This window comes from Actinomycetota bacterium (assembly GCA_030776625.1).
Taxonomy (GTDB): domain Bacteria; phylum Actinomycetota; class CADDZG01; order CADDZG01; family WHSQ01; genus MB1-2.
Map to the genome: position 1 here is coordinate 59234 of JALYHL010000010.1, position 20300 is coordinate 79533.

Annotated in this window: 23 protein-coding genes and 1 tRNA gene; 16 read left to right on the forward strand and 8 right to left on the reverse strand. The window is 66.0% G+C overall.

Features of this window, described 5'->3' with window-relative positions; genetic code table 11:
- Positions 1–77: 77 nt before the first annotated feature.
- Positions 78–1031: a hypothetical protein gene (locus tag M3N53_14005; protein ID MDP9069440.1), complete on the reverse strand. Its 954-nt coding sequence runs from the start codon at positions 1029–1031 to the stop codon at positions 78–80.
- Between the two features lie 223 nt (positions 1032–1254).
- Between M3N53_14005 and M3N53_14010 the strand changes: the two genes are divergently transcribed.
- Positions 1255–2475: an HNH endonuclease gene (locus tag M3N53_14010; protein ID MDP9069441.1), complete on the forward strand. Its 1221-nt coding sequence runs from the start codon at positions 1255–1257 to the stop codon at positions 2473–2475.
- 10 nt (positions 2476–2485) lie between these two features.
- On the opposite strand, the gene M3N53_14015 is transcribed toward M3N53_14010, so the two are convergent.
- From M3N53_14015 to M3N53_14025, 3 genes are all read right to left on the reverse strand, one after another.
- Positions 2486–2947: a hypothetical protein gene (locus M3N53_14015; GenBank protein MDP9069442.1), complete on the reverse strand. Its 462-nt coding sequence runs from the start codon at positions 2945–2947 to the stop codon at positions 2486–2488.
- Between the two features lie 33 nt (positions 2948–2980).
- Positions 2981–3859, reverse strand: coding sequence for a YihY/virulence factor BrkB family protein (locus M3N53_14020; protein ID MDP9069443.1), 879 nt, complete (start codon positions 3857–3859; stop codon positions 2981–2983).
- Between the two features lie 90 nt (positions 3860–3949).
- Positions 3950–4129 carry a hypothetical protein gene (locus M3N53_14025; GenBank protein ID MDP9069444.1) on the reverse strand — a complete coding sequence of 60 codons (180 nt, stop codon included), beginning with the start codon at positions 4127–4129 and terminating at the stop codon, positions 3950–3952.
- Between the two features lie 70 nt (positions 4130–4199).
- Between M3N53_14025 and M3N53_14030 the strand changes: the two genes are divergently transcribed.
- Positions 4200–5243 (forward strand): DUF2330 domain-containing protein, encoded by a 1044-nt coding sequence (locus M3N53_14030; protein MDP9069445.1) that lies wholly within the window; start codon positions 4200–4202, stop codon positions 5241–5243.
- Positions 5240–5629: a plastocyanin/azurin family copper-binding protein gene (locus M3N53_14035; protein MDP9069446.1), complete on the forward strand. Its 390-nt coding sequence runs from the start codon at positions 5240–5242 to the stop codon at positions 5627–5629. Before M3N53_14030 ends, M3N53_14035 begins: the two co-directional genes overlap by 4 nt.
- A 15-nt stretch (positions 5630–5644) precedes the next feature.
- On the opposite strand, the gene M3N53_14040 is transcribed toward M3N53_14035, so the two are convergent.
- Positions 5645–6928 carry a GAF domain-containing protein gene (locus tag M3N53_14040; GenBank protein ID MDP9069447.1) on the reverse strand — a complete coding sequence of 428 codons (1284 nt, stop codon included), beginning with the start codon at positions 6926–6928 and terminating at the stop codon, positions 5645–5647.
- A gap of 97 nt (positions 6929–7025) precedes the next feature.
- Between M3N53_14040 and selD the strand changes: the two genes are divergently transcribed.
- The 8 genes from selD to M3N53_14080 all read left to right on the forward strand — a co-directional run bounded on the left by selD (position 7026) and on the right by M3N53_14080 (position 12682).
- Positions 7026–8063 (forward strand): selenide, water dikinase SelD, encoded by a 1038-nt coding sequence (gene selD, locus M3N53_14045; protein MDP9069448.1) that lies wholly within the window; start codon positions 7026–7028, stop codon positions 8061–8063.
- The gene (locus M3N53_14050; GenBank protein MDP9069449.1) at positions 8060–8482 is read left to right on the forward strand and encodes a M67 family metallopeptidase; all 423 of its coding nucleotides are present in this window, start codon (positions 8060–8062) and stop codon (positions 8480–8482) included. Before selD ends, M3N53_14050 begins: the two co-directional genes overlap by 4 nt.
- Before the next feature lie 95 nt (positions 8483–8577).
- Positions 8578–8853 (forward strand): MoaD family protein, encoded by a 276-nt coding sequence (locus M3N53_14055; GenBank protein MDP9069450.1) that lies wholly within the window; start codon positions 8578–8580, stop codon positions 8851–8853.
- Between the two features lie 11 nt (positions 8854–8864).
- A complete protein-coding gene (locus M3N53_14060; protein ID MDP9069451.1) occupies positions 8865–9809 on the forward strand; it encodes a cysteine synthase in 945 nt (314 codons plus the stop codon).
- Complete coding sequence (gene murI / locus M3N53_14065; GenBank protein MDP9069452.1) at positions 9800–10636, forward strand: glutamate racemase; 837 nt, start codon at positions 9800–9802, stop codon at positions 10634–10636. The genes M3N53_14060 and murI overlap by 10 nt, the downstream gene beginning before the upstream one ends.
- Entirely contained in the window at positions 10600–11379 is a 780-nt protein-coding gene (locus M3N53_14070) for an MBL fold metallo-hydrolase (protein ID MDP9069453.1), read from the forward strand. The genes murI and M3N53_14070 overlap by 37 nt, the downstream gene beginning before the upstream one ends.
- Positions 11380–11438: 59 nt before the next feature.
- Entirely contained in the window at positions 11439–12107 is a 669-nt protein-coding gene (gene rph, locus M3N53_14075; protein MDP9069454.1) for a ribonuclease PH, read from the forward strand.
- 47 nt (positions 12108–12154) lie between these two features.
- On the forward strand, positions 12155–12682 hold the full coding sequence (locus M3N53_14080) for a non-canonical purine NTP pyrophosphatase (protein MDP9069455.1): 528 nt from the start codon (positions 12155–12157) through the stop codon (positions 12680–12682).
- On the opposite strand, the gene M3N53_14085 is transcribed toward M3N53_14080, so the two are convergent.
- Positions 12679–13470 carry a histidinol phosphatase gene (locus M3N53_14085; GenBank protein MDP9069456.1) on the reverse strand — a complete coding sequence of 264 codons (792 nt, stop codon included), beginning with the start codon at positions 13468–13470 and terminating at the stop codon, positions 12679–12681. The two genes, M3N53_14080 and M3N53_14085, sit on opposite strands and share 4 nt — an antisense overlap.
- A 142-nt stretch (positions 13471–13612) precedes the next feature.
- Between M3N53_14085 and M3N53_14090 the strand changes: the two genes are divergently transcribed.
- Entirely contained in the window at positions 13613–13996 is a 384-nt protein-coding gene (locus M3N53_14090) for a PPOX class F420-dependent oxidoreductase (protein MDP9069457.1), read from the forward strand.
- A 72-nt stretch (positions 13997–14068) separates the two neighbouring features.
- Here the strand turns inward: M3N53_14090 and M3N53_14095 are convergent.
- A tRNA-Leu gene (locus M3N53_14095) sits at positions 14069–14152 on the reverse strand.
- Positions 14153–14267: 115 nt separating this feature from the next.
- On the opposite strand from M3N53_14095, the gene M3N53_14100 reads away from it, so the two are divergent.
- Genes M3N53_14100 through M3N53_14110 form a run of 3 tightly spaced genes read left to right on the forward strand, consistent with a single transcriptional unit; the run spans position 14268 to position 17890 of the window.
- Entirely contained in the window at positions 14268–14699 is a 432-nt protein-coding gene (locus tag M3N53_14100; protein ID MDP9069458.1) for an ATP-binding protein, read from the forward strand.
- Between the two features lie 50 nt (positions 14700–14749).
- Positions 14750–15196 carry a hypothetical protein gene (locus tag M3N53_14105; protein ID MDP9069459.1) on the forward strand — a complete coding sequence of 149 codons (447 nt, stop codon included), beginning with the start codon at positions 14750–14752 and terminating at the stop codon, positions 15194–15196.
- A gap of 54 nt (positions 15197–15250) precedes the next feature.
- On the forward strand, positions 15251–17890 hold the full coding sequence (locus M3N53_14110; GenBank protein MDP9069460.1) for a penicillin acylase family protein: 2640 nt from the start codon (positions 15251–15253) through the stop codon (positions 17888–17890).
- Positions 17891–17910: 20 nt separating this feature from the next.
- Here M3N53_14110 and M3N53_14115 read toward each other — a convergent pair whose 3' ends face one another.
- Positions 17911–18831: a hypothetical protein gene (locus M3N53_14115; protein MDP9069461.1), complete on the reverse strand. Its 921-nt coding sequence runs from the start codon at positions 18829–18831 to the stop codon at positions 17911–17913.
- Between the two features lie 125 nt (positions 18832–18956).
- Between M3N53_14115 and M3N53_14120 the strand changes: the two genes are divergently transcribed.
- Entirely contained in the window at positions 18957–20285 is a 1329-nt protein-coding gene (locus M3N53_14120) for a hypothetical protein (GenBank protein ID MDP9069462.1), read from the forward strand.
- Positions 20286–20300 lie beyond the last annotated feature (15 nt).

Consider the following 20300-nt stretch of genomic DNA (forward strand, 5'->3'; position numbering starts at 1 on the left):
CCACTACAGACGCCGCCTTCGGCGGCGTCTTCCGTTCCGCTGCCCTGCCAGGCCCGGCTCTGACGCTGTGGCCAGACTCAAACGGGGCGAGGCTGCCAGCTGAGATCGAAATGCTCCCCTCGGATACAGCGCATATCCAATGGGAACTCCGAGAGGTCAACGGTGGTGGTGGCCGAGAAGAAGCACGCCGCGGCGTCTCCTTCTCCATAGAGGAAAACGATCTCCTTTCCGTTCGGTGACCACACTGGATGACTCACTGGCACGCGAGCATTACGGGTCAGCTGTCGACCATTCGTCCCGTCCGGCCTTATCACGAAGATCTCATCGTCAGAGTCTCTGATGCGTTGCGTATAGACGAGCTCGCTTCCATCGGGCGACCAGTCGACACCGGACACGACTCCACTGTCCGGGTCGACGAGCTTGTGCTCTTCACCGTCGTCTACCTCGACCAGAAAGAGATCGAAGGATCGGTCGGAGTCGAGGCCGACGAAGGCGATCGACCCTCCATCTGGAGCCCACGCCAGCTCTCGCTCCGATACATCCGTGTTGTGAGTGACCTGGGTGATCGCGTGCGTCTTCAGGTTCCTGATGAAGATGTGATCTTGCGGGTAGACGAAGCCCAGATCCGGCCCGGTGGTCACGAAGGCAACTTCGTCCCCTGAGGGAGAAAACGCCGGGTGCGCCTCGTTCGCCTCGGTCTTGAAGCGGATCTTGCCGCTTCCGTCTCTGTTCATGACGCAGATGTCGAGGTTGACCGACGAGCCCTTTCCTCGCCGGCAGGTCCACGCGATCCTTTTCCCATCGGGCGACCAGGAGGGGTGCCGGTGCTCGCGGCCGCTCCGGGTCAACCTGCGTACCCCGGAGCCGTCGGTTCGTCGCGTGAAGATCTGAAACCCCTCGTTTCCGACCGGACGGGTGTAGGCGATACGCCCAGGGCGCCCGGGCGTGGTCGCCTCAGCGACCCCCGCACCTGCTGATAGGGACACGCTTGTGACGATCACAGCTATGGAGACGTGGAAGCTCTTCCTCACAGCGAACCTTCGGCTAGCTAGGTTTTGTCCACAAGACGCATGACAGGGGGACAACGTTGCGCGGCTCGCACCCGGGTTCGATTCCCGGCCAGCTCACCCGGGCCGGCGCTTGACTAGCGAACATATGTTCGATATAGTCCCTGGTGGAGGTCGCGCTCCTGGGCCCGGGTGATGGCCCGTGAAACAACCAGCAGTCTGTAGCAGGCAACAGCTTGTCGACGGCATGGCGCATCTGCACGGCGTCATCTCGTCTACCCACTGGGAACTTCTGCGCTTCGTGCGCGACTTCGATTCGCGCGAGCTGTGGCACGAAGACGGCTGTCGCGACATGGGCCAGTGGCTGGCCGGCCACTTCGGGATGTCGGTCTCTCAAGGACGCCGCTGGACCGATACCGCCCACGCGCTGGAGAAGCTGCCCGCGCTCGCCCGGGCATTGCAGGAAGCGACGCTGTGTCTCGACAAGGTGTGCCACCTCGCTCGCTTCGCCACACCCGAGACCGAGGTCATGCTGATCAAGTGGGCCAAGCGCACGAGCCTCAATGCGGTCCGGCGCAAGGCCGAGCTCTCGGAGCGGGCGCCTGAGGTCGAAGACGTTCGAGCCGCCCACGAGGCACGCTCGGTCACGTGGTGGACCTGTGACCACATCGGCTCGATCTATCTCCACGCGCTTCTTCCGGCAGAACAGGGAGCGACCGTGACCAAGGCGCTCACCCGGGTCGCGGAACGCTTGGCCGAGGACCCCGACGGCGCCACCACCATGGAGCAGCGCTGTGCCGACGCATTGTTCGCGCTCGCGTCCCAGCACATCGCCGCAGATGCCGATGCCGCCAGGGCCACCGTCGTGATCTCGACCGAGCTCTCGGCGCTCGTATCGGGAGACAAGCTCGGCGAGGTCGAGGGCTACGGCGTGATCCATCCAGAGACGGTGAGGAGGATCTGGTGTGACTCGCGCGTCCAGATGGTGGTGCGAGACGAGCGTGGTCTGCCGCTTCACATCACCCCCGCGACCCGCACGATCCCGGGCCACATGCGCCGCGAGATGCTGAGGCGAGACGGCGGCTGCACCTTCCCCGGCTGCGGGACCAGGGCGTTCGTCGACGGACATCACGTGTGGCCGCGCGAGCTCGGAGGGCCGCACACGCTGGGCAACCTCACCTGTCTCTGTCACTTCCACCACAAGCTCGTGCATGAAGGTGGCTGGCGGGTCCAGCTCGATCGGGATCAGCGGGCCGAGTGGTATCGACCCGACGGAACGCGCTACGAGCCCGGTCAACCGAGACCGGAGCCGGAGCCGGAACCGGTTCCGCTAGGCCTCACCTGGGACGAGCTGGAGGCGTGGGGCAAGGGGGAGCTCGACGAGCTTCCGGCCAACACCGATTCACGATGCCTTGAATCTCGGCTGGGCCGCACGGGGCTACGTCCAGTCGCGCCGGCGTCTCTGTAGCCGCGCCGCCTCAGCCGTGCTGCACCCCGGCGGTTTCCGCTACAGCCAGGCGGCGAGCCAGGTACGCCGTGGTCACGACGCAAAGGCCGAATAAAAGGTAGGGGAGCCAGTTCGAGCCGAAGTCGTCTGAGTCCGTTGCGGATACGGCGACCCATGCGCCGCCCCCGACGATGGGAGGTGCAAGCAACGCCACCCAGGCCGTGGTTCTGCGGATCGCGTCCGCCTTTACGAGCAGGAGGCCGAGGTATGCACCGGCTACGCCGCCCAGCCAGGCGCCGATCGCGGCGAGGATGAAGACCCCGTAGAGGTCATCGAGACCACCTTCGATCACAGCGAAGCCCAAGGTCCCCCCCACGGCCAGGCCGATCGACCCTCCCACCACCCCACCCAGGAGGGTGGCGAGGAAACCCTTCTTGTCGACCTGCGGCAGCACCATCTCTTCACGTTGAACCAGCTTCACTTCCTGGGTCAAGGGGCGGAGTTGCAGCTCACCAGCGTGGCCCGACTACGGGGGTGTTTCCGCGGCTGCTCGATGGCGGTCGAGGATCGGGTTGAGCTCGCCGCCTATCAGCAGCGACAGGCTCAGCAGATACAGCCACACCAGCAGGATCAGCCCGCCTCCGAGCACGCTGAAGACGGGATTGGAGCCACCCGCGATCTGCAGGTACAGGTTCAGGCCCAACGACACGACGAGCCACAGCACCGCCGTGAGCAGCGCGCCCGGAAGGTCCACCCGCCAGTGTGGCCGCGGACGGCAGGGCGCGAGATGGAAGAGCGTGGTCGCCCACGCCACCAGCAGCGCGAACGCGGCGGGCCACCTGAGAACGTTCCAGACGAACGTGAAGGCATCGCCGAGGCCGAGCAGGTCGGCGAGCTCGGCCCCCGCCCCGAACAGAGGGCCCACCACGATCATCACGAGCATGAACACGGTCATCAGGACGGTCCCGATCGAAAGCCCGAGGCCGAGCAAGCGCCGCTTGAGCCAGGGCCTCCGCTCGTCGGCGTCGTAAGCCAGGTTCAAGGCCCCTGCTACAACCGCGAACGCGCGCGAGAGTCCAACGAGCGCGGCCACTGTCGCGAACGTAAGGAGCCCCTCGCTCCCCCCCTGGAACAGGTCTTCGACCGCGTCGATCGCTCCGGACGCCTCGTTCGTCAGGATCAGGTTCAGGAAGTCGACGATCTGTCGTTTCGACAGCGCGGCCAGGTCGCTTCCGACGAACGCGTCCACAGAACCGATCGCGGCAACCACCATCAGCAGGCCCGGAAAGATGCTGAGCACACCGAAGAAGGCGATCTCGGCCGCCAGTCCCGTGACGCGGTCTTCTGTGACCTCCCGCTGCAGCTCTTTCGCGATCGGCAGGTAACGACCGAAAGGGATCTCCACGTCCCTAGGAGAACACGAGGAGCGCGATGGTTCGCCGACAGCGATCGTGCTGGCCCTGCTCGGACTTCAAGTGAGAGGTCGACGACCGACTCACTCCTCCGGCGGCGCTTCCCTCCGGATCTGCCGGGTGCGGCGAGCCTCCGACAGGGCTTCCTCGTCTCCCGAGCGGGGGGTCGCCTTGAACTTCGGGTGCTCCAGCGACAGATGCTCTTCTAGCTCCGACGAGAAGCGAAACCGCAGCGCGCACACCGGGCATTGCATGACATCCATGGGAACCATCCTACGGGCGGCCTCGTCCTAGAACCGACACCCGTCGTGCGAGCGGAAGCGAGGGACGAGGATGAGGCGTGCGAGCTGGATCGGGATCGTGGCGGTGGCGTTGGTGGTCGTGCTTACGGTGCCGGCGTGGGCATGTGGAGGACTCGTCAACCCGAACGGGACAGTCAGCCTCGTTCGCACGACGACGATGGTCGGTTACGTCGACGGCGTCGAGCACTACGTCACCTCTTTCGAGTTCGCGGGAGGCGGCGCAGAGTTCGGGTCGATCGTGCCTCTGCCGGGGGTGCCATCGAAGGTTGAGCGTGCCGGGGACTGGACGTTGCAGCGCCTGGTGCAAGAGGTGCAGCCACAGGTAACGCTGGAGAGCGCGGACGCAGCGGGCGCCGCGATCTCCGGTAGCCGAGCCGAGGTTCTGCTCGAGACCCGTATCGACGCTCTGGACATCACGATCTTGAAGGGCGGCGGCGACGAGGTAGGACGGTGGGCGAAGGAGAACGGGTTCGTGCTCACGCCGGACGCGCCGGAGGTGTTGGACTTCTACGCGGCGCGGAGCCCGGTGTTCATGGCGGCGCGATTCGACCCGGCCGCGGCCGCGGGCGCGAACCAGGAGGTGGGGGACGGGACGCCGGTCCATCTGACGATCCCGACTCCGAACCCATGGGTCCCGCTACGCATCCTGGGGCTCGGTCTCGGTCCCGACGCGTCGGTGGAGGCCGACGTGTTCCTGCTGACGGACGGGATCCCCGAGATGCTGCCGCGGCCCGCGCAACCGGGTGACCGCGACGGACTGCTGCTCGAGCGCGACGAAGAGGCGCCGAGATCGTTGTTGGCAGATCTACGCTCTGACAAAGGGATGAGCTGGATCCCGACTTCGGACATGTGGTTCACGTACCTACGGATCGACACCACGGCGGGCCAGCTGGACCACGACCTGGCCATCGATGTCACCGGCCGGAGCGCTCCGTCCCCGGTGGCCGCGGGTCTCGAACCGCCGGTCAGGCTGCCCGACCTCGATGGGGACGGTTCACTCATGCCGTGGGTGATCGCCCTCATGGTGGGGGCCGGGGCGCTCGCGGTCTCGAAGTATGTGTGGGACCGCGCGTGAGAAGCATCGCCTTGCTGCTGGCGTTGTTCACCTTCTCCTGCGCCCCTGCTTCCGGATCGGAGCGCACGGTCGTGCTGAACATCGAGCACTCGTCGTTCGGCCGCGATCATCTGACGTTCCACAAGGGCGAGATGGTTCGTTTCGTCTTGCGCAACGGCGACCCGATCGACCACGAGCTGATCATCGGGGACGCCGCGGTGCAGCAACTGCACGAGAGCGGGACGGAGACGCACCACGATGCCCGGCCGGGCGAGGTGAGCGTGGCGGCGGGGGCGACGGCGGAGACGACGTACACGTTCAGCGAGCCGGGGACGCTGCTGTTCGGCTGCCACCTACCGCGCCACTACCGCTACGGCATGAGGGGGACGATCAGGGTCGACGGGTGAGCAGGTTCTGCTCGCCTACAGCAGATCCGCGGCCGGGGCGGCCGCATGCCGTTCTGCGGCGGGCTCGGCCCTGTCTGCGTGGGCCTGCTGCTCCGCGGTCGGGAGTGGCAGCGTCAACGTGAAACTGACGGTGCCGGCGGCAGAGGTCGCAGTCATCTTGCCGTCGGTAGACAGCGCCAGCCGGGAGGCGATGTAGAGCCCGAGTCCCACCCCCGTCGACTGCGCGTCCGGCCCCCGGTTGAACGGCAGGAACAGGGTGGCGTGGTCGAGTCCCTCGGGCAGTGATCCGAGGTTCCTGACCGTCACATTCAGCTCGGCGTCGACCACCTGACTGACCAGCGAGATGTCGCTGTCTTTGGGCGAGTGAGACACCGCGTTCTCGAGCAACACACCGATGATCTTCTGAACCGCGACTGAGTCGGTGTAGATGAAGATCTCGGGGATCGACCCCACCTTGACCCTGCTCATGTGGTCGAAGCCGCGGATCGACTCCGCTATCAGATCCGGCAGGAACAGATGCTGCTTGAAGCCCGCCAGCTCCGCCCGCGATCCCTGTAGGAGCCGATCGATCAACCGCTCCAGCTCGCGGCCCCTGTCGAAGGCGCTGTTCAACATCTCACTTCGCAGCGCCGGCTTCATGGTGTCGGCGTGCTTGTCCAATGTCTTCAACGTGCCCATGATCACCGTGAGCGGGGTCTTCAGCTCGTGCGAGACCATCGCCAGGAACATGTCCTTCGCGTGCTGCGCCTCGCGCATCGCCTCCACAGACTTAGCGTCCGTTACAGCGAGACTGGCGTGATCGGCGAGCGACAGCAGCGCTTCCTGTTCCTCGATGCTGTAGGAGCGACCGGAGCGGTGCGTCGCGACCACGAGGCTCCCGACGACCTTGCCGGCCTCCCGCACTGGGGCCGCCATCGCACTCTGCAACCTGTCGACCGCCAGGGCCGGGATCGCGGTCGCCGCGCTCTGATAGTCGTTGATGATCACCAGCCGGTTCTCCGCGATAGCCCGGCCCCCAGCGCCCTCACCCACAGGGCCGCGTTTCAAGACCTCGAACTGCTCGGGGGTGACGCCGACGACCGAGACGAGGTTCACGTACGACGGGTCTTCGGGGTCGATGAGACGGATCCCGGCGATCTCGTCTCCCAGCAGGTCGGCCGCACCTTGCGTGATGGCATCCATCACCTGCTGGAGAGGGGCGCGGTGTGAGACGGAGCGCTGGATCTTCGTCAGTCGTTCGAGGAGCCTCTGTCGCTCCTTCAGAGACTCGATCTGCTCCGCGTTCTCGTGTCTGCCCACCCCTCAACGCTATCCCGACATGCACGTCGCCGGACGTCGCCCTAGACGCGTCTGCTCTGGAAGGATGACGAGTCGATAGCTGAAGGGAGGTGATGAAGTGCCGGAGGACGTGCGATTGACTTCTTACTCACACGGCGGAGGCTGAGCCTGCAAGCTCGGCACCGACGAGCTGGCGCAGGTCCTGCGCCACGTGAAAACCACCTCTAGCGACGCCGCGCTGTTGGTGGGGCTCGAGAGCCCCGACGACGCCGCGGTCTATCAGGTCGCGCCCGATCTCGCCGTGGTGCAGACGGTGGACTTCTTCACGCCCGTGGTCGACGACCCGTACGCCTGGGGCCGGATCGCCGCGGCCAACTCGCTGTCGGACATCTACGCGATGGGCGCCCGTCCCGTCACGGCTCTCAACCTCGTCGGGTGGCCCAGGTCTCTGGACTTCGCGCTGCTGGGCCGGGTTCTCGAGGGGGCCGGGGACACGTGCGCCGAGGCCGATGTGTCGATCGTCGGTGGTCACTCCGTAGACGACCCGGAGCCAAAGTTCGGCCTCTCCGTCACCGGCCTCGTCGATCCACAGCGGGTCGTACGCAAGACCGGCGGCCGTGCGGGGCAGCGACTGATCCTGACGAAGCCACTCGGCATGGGCATCATCTCCAGCGCCATCAAAGAAGGCGCGGCGCAGCCAGAGACGGTGCGCCGCGCGACCGAGGTCATGTCGTCGCTCAACCGCGTCGCGGCCGAAGCGATGGTCGCGGCCGGGGCTACCGCTGCAACCGACGTGACCGGATTTGGGCTCATCGGTCACCTTCTTCAGATGCTCGACGGATCCATCTCGGCGCGGCTGTCGTTCTCCAGCATCCCCGTCGTCGAAGGCGCGCTCGAGCTCTCCCGCTCCGGCATCTTTCCTGGAGGCAGCAGGCGAAACCGCGACGCCCAGGCGCGCTACGTCGACGCTGCGCGCCTCGATGACGCCGAGGCCGCGCTGTTGTTCGACGCCCAGACGTCGGGCGGGTTGTTGATCGCCATAGACGAGGCTTCGGCTCCGGACCTGCTGCGAGCCGTCGCCGACGGGGAAGTAGCGGACGCCGCCGAGATCGGCCACCTGATCGACGGCGACGGTCGCGTCGAGGTGCTGTCGTGACCGAGCTCCGGCTGAGCAAGGCGCTCGCGGATGACATGGTCGAACATTGCGTCGAGGGGAGGCCACAGGAGGCATGCGGCCTCCTCGCAGCGCGCGACGGGCGCGTCGTGCACGTCTTCCGGATGACGAATGCTTCCGGGAGCCCCGTCCGCTACTCGCTCGATCCGAAAGAACAGTTCGCGGTCTACAAGAAGATCGACGACGAGGGATGGGAGCTCGGCGGGGTCTTCCATTCGCACACCCATACAGAGGCCTATCCCTCGCCGACGGACGTCCGGATGGCCACTGAGGACGTGCCTTACGTGATCGTTTCGCTCGCGGCCGAGCCCCCTTCCATAAAGGCGTTCCGGATCGTGAAGGAGAGCTGGACGGACGCCGACGGTGAGATCCAGGAAATAGCGGTCTCTTTGGAGGGTTGACTACGATGACCCTTGTGGCCGCTCCCGCCGAGGATGCGGCGCCTTCGCCGCTGATCTAGAGGTCCGCGGTGGAGATGCAGATAGAAGGAGGAGACGTGGCCGTCGAAGTCCGTATACCGACCGTGTTCCGCAAGTTCACCGACGGGAGCTCGAACGTCGAGCTCGAGCCGGGAACGATCGCGGATCTGGTGGATCAGCTGGAGGCGAGATACCCGGGGATGCGCGAGCAACTGCTGACGAGTGAGGGTCAGCTGCACCGGTTCGTCAACGTCTACGTGAACGACGAGGATGCGCGCTACCTCGAGAAGCTCGACACGAAGGTCGCCGACGGCGACACCGTGTCCTTGCTGCCGTCGGTCGCGGGGGGCTAGGGCTTCTCGCGATGAAGTACAAGTCGATCCTCGACACGATCGGTAACACCCCGCTCGTCGAGATACCCCGTCTGTCTCCGGTCGAGGAAGTGCGCCTGTGGGTGAAGCTCGAGGGCGAGAACCCGACGGGGTCGGTCAAGGATCGGGTGGCCCTCGCGATGGTCGAGGCGGCCGAGGCCTCTGGTGAGCTGACGAGGGACAAGATCCTGCTCGAGCCGACCTCCGGCAACACCGGGATCGCCCTCGCGATGGTGACCAAGATCCGCGGCTACAGATTCACCGCAGTGATGCCGGACAACGCGAGCGCCGAGCGCGTCCAGCTGCTCAAGGCGTTCGGCGCCGAGATCATCTTCTCGGAGGGCGCGAAGGGGACCAATGGCTCCGTCGTGCTGGCTCAAGACCTGGCGCAAGACGATCGCTATTTCATGCCCTTCCAATACGGCAACCAAGCGAACGCGGATGCCCACTACAACGGAACGGCGCGCGAGATCCTCGACGATCTCCCCGACATCAAGGCCTTCGTCGCCGGTCTCGGGACCGGGGGCACCTTGATGGGGAACTCGCGTCGCCTGAAGGAACACGACCCCAACATCAAGGTCGTCGCGGCGGAGCCGGAGTTGGGAGAGCTCGTCTACGGGCTCCGCTCGTTGGACGAGGGTTACATCCCTCCGCTGTTCGACCCCGATCTGTTGGACGGCAAGGTGAAGGTGAAGGCGCGCGACTCGATCTTGTGGACCCGCGAGCTGTTGCAGAAGGAGGGGATCTTCTCGGGCATCTCATCCGGCGCCGTGATCTGGGTCGCTCAGCGCGTGGCCGAGAGGTTGGCGCGCGAGAGCTCGGGCGGCGACGTCGTTTGCCTGTTGCCCGACGGAGGCTGGAAGTACCTCTCCACCGAGGCGTGGACGCAGGACATAGACACCGCAGAGGCTCAGGTGGAAGAGGTCTTGTGGTGGTAGCAGCGCCCGACCTCCCGATCGGGATCTTCGACTCGGGACTGGGCGGATTGACCGTCGCCCGCGCGGTCATCGACCTCCTGCCTCACGAAGACATCGTGTACTTCGGAGATACGGCGCGCTGCCCCTACGGGCCGCGGCCGCCGGAGGAGGTCCGGGGGTTCGCGCTCGAGATCACCGACCTGTTGGTGGCCGAGGGCGTGAAGCTCGTCGTAGTGGCCTGCAACTCGGCCGAATCGACGGCGTTCTACGAGGCGACGGGGCGCTACGACGTGCCGATCGTGAGCGTCATCGAGCCCGGCGTGAAAGCCGCGATCGCGGCGACGCGCAGCGGTCGCATCGGTCTCATCGGAACGGAGGCCACCGTCGCTTCCGGTGCCTACGATCGCGCCGTGGTCGCGGCCGGCGCCGAGGTCACGTTGGAGTCCCGGGCGTGTCCGCGCTTCGTCGACTTCGTCGAGGCCGGCGACACGACCTCGGACGTCGTGCTCGCCGCTGCGGAGGAGTATCTCGGGCCGCTCCGGGGGAGAGTGGACACGGTGATCCTCGGCTGCACGCACTACCCTCTGCTGTCCGGCGCCATCCGATACATCTTGGGGGACGACGTGGTTCTGATCTCTTCAGCCGAGGCCACCGCCAACGAGGTCTACGTGCGGTTGCTCGACCTGGATCTGTTGAAGAGGTCGCAGAGCGACGGGCGCCGCCGGTTCATCACGTCTGGAGGCGACGAGCTGTTCGGGGAGCTGGGACGACGTTTCCTAGGGCCGGAGTTCGAGAGGGCCGAGCAGCGTCCGTGGCGCAGCGCGGGCGAGAGCCGAGCCGCGTCGTGAGCTTCGCCGTGACCGTCCTCGGCTCTTCCGGCATGTTCGGGACCCCGCAGCGCGCCTGCGCCGGTTATCTGCTCGAGGTGGACGACGGCAGGATCCTGATCGACTGCGGCGGTGGGACGTGGCGGAACCTCTTGGAGCAGCTCGACTACCGCGCCCTCACCGGCGTGATCCTGTCGCACCGGCACCCCGACCACGTGACCGACTTGTTCCAGCTGTTCCACGCCCGCCGCTACGGAGAGAAAGAACCGCTTCCGGAGATCCCGTTGTGGGCGCCGGCGGAGACGCTCGAGCGCCTGTGCAGCTTCGCCAAGGAGCTGGATCAGGCCTTCACGTTGCGCTCGGTCACTGCCGGCGACGTGATCCACCACGGCGACGCGCGCTTCAGCTTCTTTCCGATGGCTCACCCACCCGACACGGTGGGCGTGCGGGTCGAGCAGGATGGGGCGGTACTCGCCTACTCTTCCGACACCGGACCGGAGGGCGACCTCGGCGGGCTCGCGACCGGCGCGGATGTCTTCCTGTGCGAGGCGACGCTTCAGGACTCCGACGAGGAATGGGAAGGCCACATGAAGGCCTCGCAGGCGGGCGCGGCCGCCGCGGATGCGCAGGTGCAAAGGCTCGTGCTCACACACCTGCCGCCGGGTCGCGACGCGGGGCTGTCCCTCACCGAGGCGCACAAGACGAGCGGTGATAGCAAGGTCCAGCTTGCCGCCGACGGGCTCAGGTTGGAGATCGGCTTGTGACTCGCGTCGACGGCCGTTCCCCTGAAGAGCTGCGTCCGGTCGACATCGTGCTCGGCTTCATGCCGAATGCGGAGGGAAGCTGTCTCGTTTCGATGGGCAGCACCAAGGTCATCTGCACCGCGACGGTCGAGCCGAGCGTGCCGCGGTGGATGCAGGGCAGGGGCGTCGGGTGGGTCACCGCGGAGTACTCGATGCTTCCTCGCTCTACGAGCGAGCGGGTCCCGCGGGAGGTGAACAAGGGCCGCCCATCTGGACGGACACAGGAGATCCAGCGGCTGATCGGCCGCTCGCTCCGAGCGGTGACCGACATGAAGTCGCTCGGCGAGCGGACGGTGTGGGTCGACTGCGACGTGCTTCAAGCCGACGGTGGTACCCGAACCGCATCGATCACCGGAGCGTTCGTGGCACTCGCGCAAGCTTTCGCCGCATTAGAGGAGAGCGGCGGCATCTCGGGCTCGCCCCTGATCGACTCGGTCTCTGCGGTCAGCGTCGGCATCGTCGAGCGGACGCCGTGCCTCGACCTCAACTACGCGGAGGATTCGACGGCCCAGGTCGACATGAACGTCGTGATGACCGGGACCGGCAAGCTGGTCGAGGTGCAAGGAACCGCCGAGCAAGGCGCCTTCGAGCGCGCCGAGCTCGACCACCTGCTGGATCTGGCGACAGAAGGGATCCTGCAGCTCAGCCGCCATCAAGAGGCCGCGCTCGGAGCACCTGTCGTCGAGTGAGGGTCGTTTTCGCGTCGCGGAACCGCCACAAGGCCGAGCAGGTTCGGATGATCCTCAGCTCCCTTGAGCTGGTGCCGCTCGATGAGGTGGCGCCGGACCTCGTTCTGGAAGAGCCCTTCGACACCTTTCAGGAGAACGCGCTCGCAAAGGCCCGTGCTGTCGTCGTGGCCACCGGCCTGCCCGCGATCGCCGATGACTCGGGGATCGAGGTGGACGCGCTCGGAGGGGCGCCCGGCGTGCGGTCGGCGCGCTATGCCGGAGACGGCGCGACCGACCGCGACAACAACCTGAAGCTGGTCCAAGAGCTCGAATACGTGCCGGAAGCCGCCAGGACATGCAGATACAGGTGCGTCGCCGTCCTGGTCACGCCCGACGCGCGCGAGGTCATCGCGGACGGCGCGTGCGAGGGCCACGTCACCTTGGAGCCGCGTGGAACGCAGGGCTTCGGCTACGACCCGCACTTCATCCCGGTGGGCGACTCGCGCACGATGGCGGAGATACCTCTGAACGAGAAGCTGGGGTTCAGCCATCGCGGCCGCGCGTTCCGCGGCCTGGCGCACAAGCTCGGGCTCTAGCGCGAGGCCTCGGCCATCGCGACTATCTGGGGGTGTAGTCGCCGGGTCGAGGTCAGGCAGGAGCCTTTCCCGGCCCAGGGCGAGCCATCCAGGTGCGTGATCACGGCGCCGGCCTCCCTCACGATCGGGATCAGCGCCGCGGTGTCCCAGATGCTCAGCTCGGGCTCGACCATGACGTGCGCGGCGCCGCGGGCGACAAGCATGTGACCCCAGAAGTCGCCGAACCCGCGGATGCGCCACGACCGCGATACGAGCTCGTCCAGGAATGGCCCGAGACCATCGTCGACGAATGCCTGCGGATCACCGAACAAGGTCGTCGCTTCACCCAGAGAACCGGCATCGTCCGCTTTGATCGCGCTGCCGTTCATGCGCGCCCCGGAGCCCAGCGCCGCTTCGTAGACCTCGCCGAGAGCGGGCGCGTGGCAGACCCCGACGACGAAGCCGTCGGTGGTTCGAAGGCCGACGAGGCTGCCCCAGATCGGGATCCCCGCCATGTAGTTGTGGGTTCCGTCGATGGGGTCCACGATCCAAGTGGGCGCGTCTTCTCGCGGGGAGGCGCCGGAGGCCGCGGAGAAACCCTCCTCCTCGCCCCAGACGTTGTGGCCGGGCCATGCTTTGGCAACAGCGGCCCGGAACTCCTTCTCGACGGCGACGTCTGCTTCGGTGACCCAGGTTCCGTCGGGCTTGCGCTGCAGCTGGAGGTCCTTCTGGTAGTAGCGCATAGCGATGCACGCGCTTTGCTCCGCGGCCTCGAGCGCGAACTCCAGAGCCTGGTCGAGGTCTTCCATCGCCGCACCCTAGTTTGATTCACGCTGGTGCGGCCGTGGGTAGGGAGGTGCTAGGTCGTAGAGAGCTGTTGCCGGTTATCGGGAACAGCGGTGCCCTCGGGCGGTTGTGACAAAGAGGACCCCACGAGGAACGAGGTGGAAAGTGATCGACGAGAAGATCAGGAAGCTCGCCCAGCAAGACAACTTCGGGAGCATCACGACCCTCATGCGCGACGGTTCTCCCGCCACACATGTCATGTGGGTGGACGCGGATCACGAGCACATCCTCATCAATACCGAGACCGGCAGGGCCAAGTTCCGCAACGTTCAGCGCGACCCGAGGGTGTCGGTCGTGGTGTGGAACAAGGACAACCCGTACGAGTACGCCGAGGTCCGCGGCCGCGTGGTCGAGACCGTCACCGGCGACGAAGCCCGCCGCCACATCGACGACCTGAGCGTGAAGTACACCGGCAAGCCATACGACCCGAACGCGATCCAGACCGAGCGCGTGATCCTGAAGATCGTTCCGGAGCGCCAGCGAGCCTGAGCACGACAGGAGTAATCGCAAAGCGGGCCCCCTGGCCGCGGTGGGTGGGCCCGCGTGGCCCGAGAACCACCGTGCGAGAGGGGGGACTCGAACCCCCAAGCTCTTTCGAGCACCGGCACCTAAAGCCGGCGTGTCTGCCAATTCCACCACTCTCGCCGAGGAAACCCCATGGTAGTGGGGACTCAGTTCGGCTACGTTTAGCTTGCTTCGTGTGTGGGCGGCGGCAACATCGGGTACCCCGTTAGGACAATCAGGACATTCAGGGGAGAAGATGCTGGAGTTCGTCGCTCAGAACGAGCCGGCGTGCGTGCCGCAGCTGCGCAAGCACGTCAGAGACTTCCTTTCCGGTCTCCGCGTCGATCCATCCACCACCTACGACATCCTCCTGGCGACGGACGAGGCCGCGGCGAACGCGGTCGCGCACGGCCGGTCCGAACGGGGAGGCATCGTTCGGCTCCGGTGCTCTACCGAAGGTGGCTGCGTGGTCGTGGCCATCGCGGACGAGGGCAGCGGGTTCGACCCGTCGACGATCGAGATGCACCGCCTGCCCAGCTGGAGGTCGCAGGGGGGCCGCGGCCTGTATCTGGTCAGGGAGCTCATGGACGAGGTCCAGATCGACGCCACGCCACGCGGCACGGTGATCCAGATGAAACGCCATGTCGAGCTTCCTCGGTCGACCGCCGTCCCCATCCCGGACGTCTAGCCCGAGCAGGTGCCGGGGCGCCCACCGGCGAAATAGGGGTTATGCGACTTTTGTCAGCAGTCTTGGTTGCCGCGGCCGTTCTCGCTGGCGGAGCCGCACCGGCGTCTTCGAGCGCTCCCTCCTCCCGCTCCTCGACCGAGACCTACTCCACGCCGCACGGGATCTGGATCGAGGGACACGGGGACGAGGATCACGGCAACCTCGGCGCGCTCCCGCTCGTCGCCCCGGTGACCTTCAAACCCGAAGCCGGCGAACGGCTGCTGGAGGTCGCGGTTCAGGATCTCACTGAGCGCCCGGTGATGGTGCACGTCACCCAGGCGGGCAACGGCCATCATGACCACGGCGTGAGCGTCACCTTCTGTTCCAAGAAGCACCCGGCGATCCGTCTCACGAGCGGCGCTCCTGTCGAGGTGTCGGTTTATTCGGGTTTCTGTCTGAACCACACCTACGGCGTCGCGACTTCGGGAACGATCACGGCAACCTTTTCCCGACGTTGATCTAGGCGCAGGCCACGTAGTCTGTCGAACCCATAGCCGAGAGGAAGTAGACGAGTGAGATCGATCTCGAGGGTCATCGTGGCCGCGCTCGTCACGCTGGGATTGTCCGCTGCCGCCCACGGCGCGGCGGAGACGCCGGTCCAGCCGTACGGCGCCCGCGATGGCGCGATCACAGCTTTGAACGTTTTGCCTCCAGGCCAAGGCCGCTACCAGAGCGGGCCCGAGCAGGCGACGCGTCAACAGAGCCCGCACAACCACGATCAGATCGAGATGTACGAGCGGATGGTGCAGGGGGCTCCGGACATCACCGAGGACGAGCTCGCCAAGTACTTCAAAGACGCGACCTTCGGCGTCAAGCCGGACGACATCGAGCGGGAGTACTCGCCGCGCGAGGGCGTCGTTGTTCTGCGCGACAAGAGCTTCGGGGTACCTCATGTCTACGGCACGACGCGCGCCGACACGCTCTTTGGCGCGGGGTACGTCTCCGCCGAGGACCGCCTCTTCATGATGGACACGTTGCGCCATGTCGGACGCGGCCGCCTCAGCGAGTTCCTTGGAGCTTCCGAATCCAACCTCGCGAGCGACCGCGCCACCTATCGCTCCTCCGGATACAGCGAGGAGGAGCTTCAGGCGATGGTGGATCGTCTGAAGAAGCTTGGAGGCGAGCTTGGTGACACCGCCTTCGCCGACCTGGCTGCATACGTCGACGGGGTCAACCAGTACATCGACGAAGCCCGGAGAGACCCCAACAAGCTTCCGGCGGAGTACGAGGCGCTGCAGGTGCTGCCGGAAGACTGGAAGGCCACGGATACGGCTGCGGTCGCGAGCCTCATCGGCTCGCGCCTGGGAGTTGGTGGCGGAGGCGAGCTTCAGAACGCCCACTTCATCGAGGCTCTGCAGAAGGAGGGCTTCAACTACCGCGACGCCCGTCGCGTCCTCAGGGACTTCAACTTCCCGAACGATCCGGAGTCTCCCGTCACCACCACCAAGCCATTCCCGTGGAACAACGATCTCGGAAAGGTGGACAAGTCCTCACGTGCGCTGCCGGACGATGCCGCCGCGGTGGCACGACAGATGCGGGCGGCAACCGTGCCCGACCATGTCGATGCGCCCTGGGGCGAGATCCCGCTGACGTTCCCGAACGCTCAGAGCAACGCCCTCCTCGTGGGTAAGGACCTGTCGGCGTCGGGACGCCCCGTCTCGGTCTCCGGGCCGCAGGTCGCGTACTGGTCGCCGGAGATCCTGATGGAGCTCGATCTCCACGGGCCGGGGATCGATGCCCGCGGCGTCGGCTTCCCCGGGATCTCTCTGTACGTGTTGTTGGGCCGGGGCGCGGACTATGCCTGGAGCGCGACGTCGGCGGGGGGTGACCAGGTCGATACGTTCGCCGAAAGGCTCTGCGAGCCGGGCGGGGGGAAGCCGACGGTCGACAGCAACGGGTACATCAAGAACGGGAAGTGCGTCGAGATGTACTCCCGCACCGACAGCTGGGAGGCCAAGCCAACCGCCGGAGGATTCCCGCCTAAGACCGTCTTCGTCGAGATGACGACCCAGCGGACGGACAACGGGATCGTCCAGGCGCGCGGCACCGTGAAAGGCAAGCCGGTCGCGTTCACCGCGCAGAGAGCGTCGTTCAAGAAGGAAGTGGACTCGGCGGTGACCTACGTCGAGATCTCGGATCCAGAGCACATCAACGGTCCGGCAGACTTCCAGCGCGCGTTCGCGCGCTTCACGTTCACCTTCAACTGGTTCTATCTGGACGACGAAGACATCGCGTTCCAGCTCGGCGGCAGGCACCCGCTTCGCGCCCGACACATCGATCCCGACCTTCCCGTGTGGGGGAGCGGCAGATGGAACTGGCGCGGGATGCTCTCGTTCGCCGACACACCTAAAGAGGTCAACCCGCGTCGTGGCTGGATGACATCGTGGAACAACAAACAAGCTCCAGGGTTCCGCGCCAACGACTCGAACTTCAGCTTCGGGCCGGTTCAACGGGTGCAGATGCTCAACGACCGCATCGTCAGCTACAAGAAGCGCCAGGGCAAGCTCAGCCTGGTCGACCTCGTCAACATCATGGGGGACGCGGCAACGACCGACCTGCGCGGCACCCGCGTTCTGCCCTTCATGTTGAAGGTCATCCGGCCCGCCACCGATCGCTTGAAGCAGGCGGAGAGCCTGCTGGCGAAATGGCATCGCTCCGGCGCGCACCGCCGGGACAAGGACTCCGACGGTGCCTACGAGCATTCGCCCGCCGTCGCGTTGATGGACGAGTGGTGGGAGCCGGCGGCTCAGGCCATCTTCAAGCCGACGCTGGGCAAGGCGTACGAGGTCCTTCCTATGGGGCACCACGACGCGCCGCGGGCGCAGGGGAGCGCCTTCCAGAGCGGCTTCTACAGTCACATCAACAAGGACCTTCGAACCGTTCTGGGGCTGAAGGTGCGCGGTGAGGCGTCGCGGGTCTACTGCGGGCGCGGATCGTTGCAGAGATGCCGCAAGGACCTCTTAGCGAGTTTCGACGCGGCCGTGAAGGCGCTGGAGGAGGAGTACGGGGGCGATCCCGCGACCTGGGACGTCGACGAGCAAGCCGAGTCGATCAACTTCACCCCGATCGGCCTCCAGGACCAGCCGAACATGCAGTGGCAGAACAGGCCGACGTTCCAGCAGGTGTTGGAGTTCGGGCCAGCGCGGCTATAAGTGGTTGTCGGCACCACTCGTTACGGCTGTTGCAGCATCGCCTCCATCAGCGGTGACGGGCTGGCGGGATCGTCGCCATCCGTCACCAGCAGCACTCTGATCCCGTCGTCGGCCAGCATCGCGGTCATCCCCTCTATCTTCACTTCGAGATCGACCGGCTCGATCATCGAGATGTCACCGTCGGGCTCGATGATCCCGATCGCGGACCCCGCGATGCGGCCGTCGTCTCCGGGTCCTCCGGAGGTCTCGGCCGAACACGTGAAGATCAACCGGCCGTCGCGAAGCGGCGACGCGTCTGAGAAGGCGAGCTTCACTCCCTGCAGTTGGCCCAGGTCGTAGTTGGTGATGCCGGTGACGTCTTCGGCTGATATCGGGCGAGAGTTCGCCAGCGCCTCCTGCACCGCCGGGAGCGACAGGTCGATGCGCGCGTTCTTGGATCCGCCCGCGTTCCCGCGCTGGAAGAGGTGCAAGGTCTCACCGCGAACGGCGCAGCCTTCGATGTTGAACCCGTCGATCCTCGACCGGAGGTCGTCGTACAGGGGGCCGAGATCCAACTCCTCGTTGTCACCCGTCGGCATCCGGTCGTCTCCGAGCCGGATCAATACGGCGCGATCGCGGTGCTTGGTGCCGGAGGCGAGCGCGATAAGAGCGCCCGAGGGGGCCGCCGGCCACCCCGGCAGGACCTCGAGGCTCTCGAGGTCTGGCTTGATTTTGTCTCGCTCCTCATCCGACTGCGGCGTCGGCCCGGACAGGATCTGGATCTGGAACCCCGGGACGCGGGCCTCGTCGGGAAAGATGCTCAGCTGCTTCTCGTCGTCGGCGATCACGAACAAGGTGCTGCCGAGGTGCACGAGAGCGCTGGCGGCCGAGACGTTGGCCGACCGCTCGTCCCCCTGGGCGCTCTCCAGCGTCAGGTCCCGGATCTTGCGGACGGGGATCATCCGTAGGTGATGCCCAGATCTGCGCTCCGGCAAAAGCGCCCTCCGAGATCGATCAGCAGGGATGAACGCGCGCTTGTAGAACCAGACATCACAGGTATCCCTCCCAAACCAAGCAGAAGAGGTCGATGTTCATGTTGCGCGCACTCAGGGTTTTCTTGCTCGCCCTGATCTTGTCGACGCTGCTCCCGACCGTCGGCGCGTCCGCGAGGCTTCCCGTCGACAAGCCGAGCACCCCAGCGCGGGTCGTGGTGGCCGTCGTTGACTCCGCGACGAACCCGTACCACGAGTTCTTCCACGCCCGCGGGCAGCTTTACGGGAAGTCCAGACCGTCCAGCGTCACGCCCCAGGTGCTGCGGGAGTTCGGCATCGACAAGGATCACATCATCCGTCTCACCCGAACGGGCAACTTTGCTGAGGACTTTGCGAAGGACAAGACGCAGTTCGACGCGATCGAGAAGGGCGAGCCCTACTGGTTCAAGGGGACGAACCTGATCGGGATCTCCTTCGAACCGGAGGGACGACGGCTGCGGCCCGACGGAAAAGACACCGCGCATGGCGTCGGCACGACGGCGGCTGTTCTGGCTGCCAACCCCGATGCGATCGTCGTCAGCGTCGACGGGTTCAGCGATGACTCCGAGGAATGGGCGTTCACCCATCCGGCGGTCGACCTGGTCAGCACCAGCTACGGCCCCATTACCAGCATTCCGACGCTGAACCACCTGAGTCACAGCTACAGCGGCGTCGTGAAGAACGGAAAGATGCACTTCGGAGCGGCCGCGAACGACCCAACCTTGGCCGCCTTCGACGAGACCGCAGGACCGTGGTGGAGCGTCGGGATCGCGGGCTTTGAAGAGGGCAGCACCGAGGGGCGGCAGCTGGTGTCCGGCAGCTTCAGTGACTTCGTCGGCGACTTCACCCAAGAGCTGCCGTACTGCCGAAACTGTGAGGACACCGTGAGGTCCGTCAGTGGGACGAGCTTCGCCACGCCGAGGAGCGCGGGGACCTTCTCGAAGGTGCTGCTCGAGGCGCGCCGTGCAGCCGGACACAGCGGCGGGATCGTGACGCAAGGCGTGAAGACGCCGCTGATGGTGGCGGGCGAGATGTCGTTGACCAACTGGGAGATGCGGCGGGCGCTCGAGGAGGGTGCTTACTACCCGCGCACGAGCGACTACAAGCCCGGCGGAGGTCTGTTTGGCGCGACCTCGGTCCCCGTGCTGGACGCGGCGCCGTGGTTGATCACCGGCTGGGGGATGATCACTCCCGACACGGAGCACGCCGTGGTCAAAGAGACTCTCGCGCACCTAGGGCTCGGCGGGAAGCCGAAGCGCACGAAGGGTTCGCAGGTGTGCTCGTTCATGACCGCACAGATCGAGGCGCGCCACGCGTACTGGGACCGGGCCGCGGCCTTGGGGGAGAGCTTCGGCAATTCGGAGGATCCGTACATCTACTGCTGACGCGCCCGGCTCAGC

Coding starts and splice junctions, on each gene's coding strand:
- M3N53_14010 (MDP9069441.1), top strand. CDS start 1,255: ATGGCGCATCTGCACGGCGTCATCTCGTCTACCCACTGGGAACTTCTG.
- M3N53_14025 (MDP9069444.1), bottom strand. CDS start 4,129: ATGGATGTCATGCAATGCCCGGTGTGCGCGCTGCGGTTTCGCTTCTCG.
- M3N53_14030 (MDP9069445.1), top strand. CDS start 4,200: ATGAGGCGTGCGAGCTGGATCGGGATCGTGGCGGTGGCGTTGGTGGTC.
- M3N53_14060 (MDP9069451.1), top strand. CDS start 8,865: ATGAAGTACAAGTCGATCCTCGACACGATCGGTAACACCCCGCTCGTC.
- rph (MDP9069454.1), top strand. CDS start 11,439: ATGCCGAATGCGGAGGGAAGCTGTCTCGTTTCGATGGGCAGCACCAAG.
- M3N53_14080 (MDP9069455.1), top strand. CDS start 12,155: ATGATCCTCAGCTCCCTTGAGCTGGTGCCGCTCGATGAGGTGGCGCCG.
- M3N53_14085 (MDP9069456.1), bottom strand. CDS start 13,470: ATGGAAGACCTCGACCAGGCTCTGGAGTTCGCGCTCGAGGCCGCGGAG.
- M3N53_14100 (MDP9069458.1), top strand. CDS start 14,268: ATGCTGGAGTTCGTCGCTCAGAACGAGCCGGCGTGCGTGCCGCAGCTG.
- M3N53_14115 (MDP9069461.1), bottom strand. CDS start 18,831: ATGATCCCCGTCCGCAAGATCCGGGACCTGACGCTGGAGAGCGCCCAG.
- M3N53_14120 (MDP9069462.1), top strand. CDS start 18,957: ATGTTCATGTTGCGCGCACTCAGGGTTTTCTTGCTCGCCCTGATCTTG.